The organism is Bradyrhizobium sp. (genome assembly GCF_049512235.1).
GTDB lineage: Bacteria > Pseudomonadota > Alphaproteobacteria > Rhizobiales > Xanthobacteraceae > Bradyrhizobium.
On sequence record NZ_JBEKXH010000510.1, the window covers coordinates 1 to 4461 of the forward strand.

Below are 4461 nucleotides of genomic sequence, written 5' to 3' on the forward strand. Positions count from 1 at the left end.
ATCGATCTTGGATATATCAAGACGATTCTCTCTCATGCCGCCGCTGTGCACGGAGTTGTTGTTTCGACAGAACCAATTGATCTCGCCCGGATCGCCCTTGCACGCCTCGGGCTCGTCGGAAGGGGCAATGAGCGCGATCGCCGTCCAACGCAAGACGAACTCGATCGAATCATTTCGGCCCTTGAACGAAACATCCGGCAGAAGATTCCGGTCGGGCGTATCGTCCGATTTGCCGTCGCAACCGCCATGCGGCAAGACGAAATTGCCAGAGTTGAATGGCGCGACTTTGACACCAAGAGCCGAATGCTTCTCATTCGAGATCGCAAAGATCCACGGAAGAAGAAAGGAAATGATCAACGTATCCCCTTGCTGGACGTGTCAGGCTATGACGCGTGCAACATCATTGATGAACAAGGCCGGTTCTCGAACCTTCGCGAAGGCAGGATTTTTCCGTACAACGGGCGATCCGTTGGAACAGCATTCCGTCGCCAGTGCCGGCAATTGAAGATTGATGACCTTCATTTTCACGATTTGCGTCACGAAGGAACTAGCCGCCTATTTGAGGCTGGGTTCTCCATTGAACAGGTCGCACTTGTTACCGGCCACAGAGATTGGAAAATGCTGCGCCGCTACACTCACCTGAAGCCAGAAACACTCCACTCCATGCGTCCGGTGCGGATTGCCTGACAGCGATCCTGAGCAGATCAATGCGTAGTCGGTATGGCCGGTGATGTCGGGCGCCGGCGCTTAATGACATATCCCACGGCGGTCAAAGCGGCCCTGCTTCGAAGCTATCTTCTTCGCGCCTATGCAAGCCTCACTATTGCTATGAAGCAAAGCGTGGCGTGAAGCGCTCAGTTCATCCGCTTGCCTCTCTTCACGCGGCGCCGCTTCAGAGCAGCGGTTTCTTTGAAGCGCGCGAATCCAGAAAAGTCGTTCTCCTTAGTTTTCGATCTTTGGAATCCCCTGATCTGTAAATGCCCTTAGACTGCGAGTGGATTGCAGCAGGTTTTGTTTTTTGGATCTCTGCGCTGGAGCTTGTGCGGCCTCAAGGATGACAGCACGTGGAGATTTGGATGGCTCTGTGCTGATGACTAAATTGGCTTCTGACGGCTCGGCAGACCCGTTCCCCGTCGCTGTGCAACACCCCGTAGAAAATATCCAGATCGGGCTACCGTCCTGGGCGGAGCGATGGCAATCGGTCGCGCTGGCGGCGTCCGCATGGGCGCCGGTTCGGATTGGCAGGGCGGCGCGACGATCGCTGGTCGTCGCGATCCTGCTGGTGCTGTGGCAGGCGGCATCCTGGTTCGGCCTGTTGAATGCGCAGACCTTGGCATCGCCCGCCGAAGTCTGGGCTGCCGGGGTTCAATTGTTGCAGTCTGGCGAACTGCTGCCCAGCATCTGGGTCTCGCTGCGACGAGTCGTCGAGGGATTGTTGATTGGCGTTTCGATCGGCAGCGTGCTCGGGCTGATCGCGGGCCTCTCCCGGGTCGGCGAAGAGATCATCGACGCGCCGCTGCAAATGCTGAGGGCGCTGCCATTTCTCGGTTTGCTGCCTCTATTGATCGTATGGCTCGGTATCGGCGAGGGCATCAAGGTGGGCCTGGTGGCTATCGGCGTCGTCTTTCCGATTTATCTCAACCTGTCCAAGGGAATCCGGGCGGTGGACCATCGCTATGCCGAACTCGCCCGCACCTGCGGCGTCGGTCGGCGCGGCCTGCTGCGATGGATCATCTTGCCGGGCGCATTGCCGGCGTTTCTGGTCGGCTTGCGATTTTCGCTTGGCATCGCCTGGCTCTCGCTGGTGGTCAGCGAATCGATCAATGCGCAGGCCGGTATCGGCTATCTGATTCAGCAGGGGCAGCAATTCTTGCAGACCGACGTCATCGTACTGGGGCTGGTGATCTACGCGCTACTGGGCCTGTTCATGGAGGGGTTCGTGCGGCTGATCGAATGGCGCGCACTGCGCTGGCGCGTGGAGTTCACTTCCGCATGAACTCCTCCTATTCGCGCAACGCGACGCCCGTCGTGCAACTGCGCGGCCTGCGCCGCGCGTTCGGCACGCGCGCCGTGCTTCACGACATCAGCCTCGATATCGCGCCCGGCGAATTCTTGGCCGTTGTCGGTCAAAGCGGTTGCGGCAAAACCACGTTGCTAAGGGCGCTGGGCGGACTCGACGCGGGCTTTGACGGCCAGCTCGACGTGCGAGGTTCGGTCGCCTTCGGGTTTCAGGATGCGCGCCTGCTGCCATGGGTGAGCGTGTGGGAGAATGTCGTATTCGGCATCGAGGGCACGCGCGCGGAACGCCAGCAGCGTGCCCTGCAGGCGTTGGCCGCTGTGGGACTGACCGAGCATGCGCAGGCGTGGCCGCGCACCCTGTCCGGCGGTGAGGCACAGCGCGCCGCGTTGGCGCGCAGCCTGGTGCGCTCGCCGGCGCTTCTGCTGCTGGACGAACCCTTCGGTGCGCTCGACGCGTTGACGCGTCTGCGTATGCACGCGCTGCTGCACCAGCTCTGGCGCGACAAGGGCTTTGCGGTCGTGCTCGTCACCCACGACGTCGAAGAGGCGGTATTGCTGGCCGATCGCATCGCGGTGCTCGATCGTGGCCGCATCGCAGACCTTTATTCGGTGGCGGGCGACCGGCCGCGCGCCCGGAACGACAGGAATTTTGAAGCCGCGCGCGCCCGTGCCCTGCGCGGCCTCGGCGTGCAGGATTTGGCCCGCACGGTCGAAGCCTATGAGGAGACACCGACATGAGTACAGTGCCGTGCGGCTGCAGGCCCAGCATCCCGTTGCGGGATGCGCTCACCCTTCCCTTCTCTGTTGTTCTTGGGAGTCGATCTTGAAACTTGTTCAGCGTGCCGCTCGGCGACAAATCCTTCTTGCGCTTTCCTGTCTTGTGACCGCCGCAACCTGGGTGGCTCTCCTTGCGCCTGCCGGCGCCCAGAGCGCCAGCGGCGCGGTGGCTGGCCTCGACCCGGCGGCCCCCGTGACCCTGACGGTCGGCGTGCCGCGCAACTTCGGCTACCTGAGCACCCTGTGGGCCCGGAATGTGCAGGTGCCCGGTGTCACGATCGAATATAAATACTTTCCCAACTTCATTGACATGCTGACGGCCTTCAACGCCCGGCAGCTCGACATCACGGAAATTGGCGACGTCGGTGCGGCCCAGTCGTTTGCGGCCAGCAAGGGTAGCGTCCGGGTGATTGCCGTGACCCAGCCCAATGCGGAAAATACCGGACTGCTGGTTGCCAAGGACAGCCCCTACAAATCCTTCGCCGATCTCAAGGGCAAGCAACTGCTGTTTCTCAAGTCGACCAATACGTATCTGGGCGTGAAGAATCAGATCGCCGATGCGAAGCTGAAGGAAGAGGATTTCAAGATCGTCGAGCTGGCGGGCCCATCGGCCGTCAAGGCCTTCCAGACCGGACAGATCGAGGGCTACTACACGATCGACCCCAACATGGCCGACGTGATCGAGAAGACCGGAGCCCGCCTGATCGCCACCGGCGTGGATATGCGAATCGAGAACCTGTACCCTTACGTGTCGCACCAGAAAGTCATTGAGGAAAAGAAAGCCGCGCTGCAGGCGTTTGTGCAAGCCTTGTCCGACACCATCGCGTGGGCGCAAGCTAACCCAGACGAGCAGGCCAGGCTTGTCGCGCCGAAGATCCAGTTTGCTGAGTCCGCGATCAGGGCGACCTTCCAACGCGGCGCCAAAGGACTGCAAAAGATCGACGACGGTTTCTACGAGCGGCAGCAGCGCAACCTGGACGCCCTGCTTGCTGCCGGCGTGCTCAAGCAGGCCGTCTCGGCCAGGGATCTATACCTGAATTCCTTCAACAGCAGCGTCTCACCAGCGGGTGAAGAGGCGAAGTAGAGGCATGTCTCGTCAGCATGCATGGATTTGAATCGGGCCGGAGACGTTCCTCGACCCTGGTGTCAATCCAATGCCATCGAAATGATGCGGGTCATTTTCTTGATGTCTACCAAACCAGGAAAATCGGAGCCACCGGCGCGCGCGCTTCGCGGCCGTCACGGATGAAATTGCATGCGCGAACCGGCAGCCGTCGCTGGCTGTCGGAGGTGCAGGAGTTAACCAGAACCATCAGGAGCCATCCATGACCGAACGTGTTTCTTCGCTCTCGCTTTCCCGGCGGCGCCTGCTGATCACCGCCTCCGCGGTGGCAAGCGCGGCTCTCGTGGCAATGGTGGGTCTCGCTCCGGCTCATAGTGCCGGCGTCCCGCAGAATGGCGGTGACATCACCTTCCTCATCGACTCGCTGGGTGGCACCTGGATCCCGAACAACAGCGCCATCTCCAGCTTCCAAGGCCACATATGGGGCCACGTGACCGACAAGCTCGTCTATGTCGATGCTGACGGCAGGGTCAGTCCGTGGATCGCCGAGAGCTGGGAGGAGAATGACGACGCCAGCCAGTTCATCCTCCACCTCAAAAAGG

The 4461-nt window shown here is 60.8% G+C and carries 4 protein-coding genes and 1 pseudogene; all 5 read left to right on the top strand.

Annotated features, from left to right (window positions below):
* Positions 1 to 687, top strand: a 687-nt coding sequence (locus ABSG20_RS30660) for a site-specific integrase (protein ID WP_423868203.1), incomplete at its 5' end; no start/stop codon positions are given.
* Positions 688 to 1018: 331 nt separating this feature from the next.
* On the top strand, positions 1019 to 1996 hold the full coding sequence (locus tag ABSG20_RS30665) for an ABC transporter permease (RefSeq protein WP_423868204.1): 978 nt from the start codon (positions 1019 to 1021) through the stop codon (positions 1994 to 1996).
* Positions 1993 to 2757 (top strand): ABC transporter ATP-binding protein, encoded by a 765-nt coding sequence (locus tag ABSG20_RS30670; RefSeq protein ID WP_423868205.1) that lies wholly within the window; start codon positions 1993 to 1995, stop codon positions 2755 to 2757. Before ABSG20_RS30665 ends, ABSG20_RS30670 begins: the two co-directional genes overlap by 4 nt.
* A gap of 85 nt (positions 2758 to 2842) precedes the next feature.
* Entirely contained in the window at positions 2843 to 3880 is a 1038-nt protein-coding gene (locus ABSG20_RS30675) for an ABC transporter substrate-binding protein (RefSeq protein WP_423868206.1), read from the top strand.
* A gap of 241 nt (positions 3881 to 4121) precedes the next feature.
* A pseudogene (locus tag ABSG20_RS30680) lies at positions 4122 to 4461 on the top strand (ABC transporter substrate-binding protein); the annotation flags it as partial.

What these genes read in the sequence shown, in the direction of transcription:
- ABSG20_RS30670 (WP_423868205.1), top strand. Translation starts at nt 1,993, where the DNA reads ATGAACTCCTCCTATTCGCGCAACGCGACGCCCGTCGTGCAACTGCGC.